Below are 3,355 nucleotides of genomic sequence, written 5' to 3'. Positions count from 1 at the left end.
GGTTTGCGGCGGGCCATCATCCGGTCGTACCGCGACAGCTTCGCGGCGGCCTTCCTGCCGTGCTCGGAGTGGGGGAGGTCGTGGGCGTCGGATGTGGTGGTGGCGGTCTCCTTCACACCCCAGTCGATACCGATCACGCGGCCGGTCTCCGGCAGCAGCTGCACCTGGGCGGGCACGACGAACGAGCAGTACCAGTGCCCGATGCTGTCCTGGTACACGCGCACCGATGACGGCTCAGCCGGCAGTTCCCGCGACCACACCACCGTCACCACGATGCCCCCGGCCAGGTGCAACTGGCCGCCCTTCAGGCGGAACCCGCGCTGGGTGTAGTTGAGGCTCGGCAGTGCCTCGCGCTTGGTCTTCCACTTCGGCATCCCGGCCCGGCGTGCCATGGGCAGGTGCTCTTTGATGTCCTTGAGCGCCTTGGCGCGGGAGCGGCCGAAGTCGCGGATGATCTGCTGCTGCAGGACCGATGAGCCCTCACGCAGCCACGGCATACGGGTACGGGCCTCGGTCAGCATCCTGTCGAGCTGAGCCGGACCGCACGTCTGCTTCTCCCCGGTCGCCTTGTTGTGCAGGTGTACGGCCTTGGACTTGGCCACACATTCGTTCCACACCCACCGGCATCGGTCCCACTCCGCCACCAGGACAGTACGGGCGGCAGACGACACGCGCAGCCGGTAGGTGTATCGGGCGTGCCCGGCCTCCGCAGCCGCCCTCACTTGCGTCATCTCGCCCCCTCACGGTCCCCGGCCGGGACGCCATGACATCCCGAACCCTCCGAAGGACCATACGGACGACCGCCGCACACACGTACCCAGATCCCACAGTCGCCACCCCAGTCAGCGACTCCGGGCACACATGTTCACATCTCCTCGGGTGCCGGGCAGCCGTACGGGCACTCCGAGCCCTGAACCGGATGCGGCGACGCTCCGCGCCGCAACACCCGTATGCGATTCCTCCCCCGCGGGAACGCCGGGGAGGAATCGCAAGAAACAGGTGACGAACGACCCCTGACGGCCTACGACACCGAGGGCCCCGCGGCGCGCTGCCACAGGGCCCTCGACCACTCAGGAAACGGCGCGTCAGTCGCCCACCGACACCTTGTCGGGAGCACCGACGGCACCCCGGCGCTTCTGTCGGACCACGGCGATCGCCAGCACCACGGCCGCGACCAGCAGCGACAGCAGTACGGTCTTGCGTCCGTCGTGCTCGGTGTCGGTCAGCATGTAGCCGAGCACGAACACGATCAGCGCGGCCGTCGCCCAGGTCAGATACGGGTACAGCCACATCCGCACGACCAGCTTCTCCGGCGCCTCCCGCTGGATGATCTTCCGCATCCGCAGCTGCGAGAAGCAGATGACGAGCCAGACGAACAGGGCCACGGCCCCGGAGGAGTTGACGAGGAACAGGAAGACGGAGTCCGGGAACTTGTAGTTGAAGAACACGGCCACGAACCCGAACACGACGGAGACGAGAATCGCCGTCCGCGGCACACCGCGACCCGTCGTCCGTGCGAAGGCCTTCGGCGCATCTCCGCGCTCGCCCAGCGAGAACGCCATCCGGGAAGCGGTGTAGAGGCCGGAGTTGAGGCAGGACAGCACCGACGTCAGCACGATGAAGTTCATGATCTGACCGGCGTGCGCGATGCCGAGGGAGTCCAGGGCGGCCACGTAGGAGCCCTTCTCGGCGATGGCGGGGGCGTCCCAGGGCAGCAGGGCGACGACGACGAAGATCGACCCCAGATAGAACACGGCGATACGCCAGATGATGCTGTTGGTCGACTTGGTCACGGCCCGCTGCGGGTCCTCGGACTCGCCGGCCGCGAGGGTCGCGATCTCGCTGCCCATGAAGGAGAAGACGACGAGCAGCACACCGGTGAGGATGGCGCCGGGTCCGTTGGGCAGGAAGCCGCCGTGCTCCGTGAGGTTGGAGAGCCCGGCCTGCTCACTGTCGACCCCGGGCAGCACACCGAAGATGGCGAGCCCGCCGACGACGATGAACGCTCCGATCGCGACGACCTTGATACCGGCGAACCAGAACTCGAACTCGCCGTAGGAACCGACGGAGACGAGGTTGGTGGCGGTCAGCACCACCATCACGATCAGCGCCCACCCCCACTGGGGCACGGCGGGAATCCACCCCTCCAGAATCGCGGCCCCAGCGGTCGCCTCCACCGCCAGCACGACGACCCAGAAGAACCAGTACAGCCAGCCGATGGAGAACCCGGCCCAGGGCCCGAGCGCGCGGTCGGCGTGCGCCGAGAACGAACCGGACGTCGGATTCGCCGCGGACATCTCACCGAGCATCCGCATCACGAGCACGACGAGCGTGCCGACGAGGGCGTACGACAGGAGGATGCCGGGGCCGGCGGTGGCGATACCGGAGCTGGATCCGACGAACAGGCCTGCGCCGATGACACCACCAATGGCGATCATCGACAGATGACGGTTCTTGAGCCCGGCCTGAAGGCCGTGGCCGGGGTCACCGGGGCCTCCGGGGCCGGTTCCGGCCTTCGTCAGGGTCGGCTGCGAAGTCATGGGACGGGTTTCCTTTGCGCCGGTCGAGCAGTTTCCCCGTACGAGCCCGCCCGAGCGGTGTGCGGGGGGTGTACGAATCGGTCCAGTGAATCTGAGGCGAACGAATTCGGGAACCTTTGATTCCGGATCGTTACTTGAGGTTTCCTTGAGTTTCTGTAGTGTTACTCACACTTTCCGCCTCGCCGACCCGGCGCGCCCGCCCCGAAACCGGCATGACACACTCGTTTCCATGCGCGTGTACCTCGGCTCCGACCATGCCGGTTTTGAACTCAAGAACCACCTCGTCGAGTGGCTCAAAGCGGCCGGCCACGACCCCGTCGACTGCGGCCCCCACATCTACGACGCCCAGGACGACTACCCGCCCTTCTGCCTCCGCGCCGCCGAGCGCACGGCCTCGGACCCCGAAGCCCTCGGCATCGTGATCGGCGGCTCCGGCAACGGCGAGCAGATCGCCGCGAACAAGGTGAAGGGCGTGCGCGCGGCGCTCGCCTGGAGCGAGGAGACGGCGTCGCTGGGCCGCCAGCACAACAACGCCAACGTGGTCGCGGTGGGCGCGCGCATGCACACCCTCGACGAGGCGACAAAGTTCGTGGAGACGTTCCTGAACACCCCGTTCTCGGGCGACGAACGCCACGCACGCCGCATCGAGATGCTGAAGAGCTACGAGACAACCGGTGAACTCCCCCCGATCCCGCCGCACCACCCTCAGCAGTAACTGCCTGGGCTTGCCCGGGGCAGGGCGAAGCCCGGCGACGGGGATGCTGGATACCCGTGAGAGGCGTGGGGAGACGCAGCCCCGTCGGGGTCCGGGGCGG

General features: G+C 67.6%; 3 protein-coding genes. 1 reads left to right on the top strand and 2 read right to left on the bottom strand.

What is annotated here, in order from left to right:
• Both ACTWQJ_RS48760 and ACTWQJ_RS48755 read right to left on the bottom strand, forming a co-directional pair.
• The coding region (locus ACTWQJ_RS48760; protein WP_443312790.1) for an RNA-guided endonuclease InsQ/TnpB family protein at nt 1-731 on the bottom strand (731 nt) is incomplete at its 3' end.
• 354 nt (nt 732-1,085) lie between these two features.
• A complete protein-coding gene (locus tag ACTWQJ_RS48755) occupies nt 1,086-2,540 on the bottom strand; it encodes an amino acid permease (RefSeq protein WP_443312789.1) in 1,455 nt (484 codons plus the stop codon).
• 229 nt (nt 2,541-2,769) lie between these two features.
• Here ACTWQJ_RS48755 and ACTWQJ_RS48750 point away from each other — a divergent pair, with 229 nt between their 5' ends.
• Entirely contained in the window at nt 2,770-3,255 is a 486-nt protein-coding gene (locus tag ACTWQJ_RS48750) for a ribose-5-phosphate isomerase (RefSeq protein WP_443312788.1), read from the top strand.
• Nucleotides 3,256-3,355: the final 100 nt, after the last annotated feature.

Source organism: Streptomyces sp. KR55, from assembly GCF_052245645.1.
GTDB lineage: Bacteria > Actinomycetota > Actinomycetes > Streptomycetales > Streptomycetaceae > Streptomyces > Streptomyces flavusporus.
The sequence above is the reverse complement of the archived record's forward strand: the minus strand, read 5'-3'. Positions and strand labels throughout refer to the sequence as shown.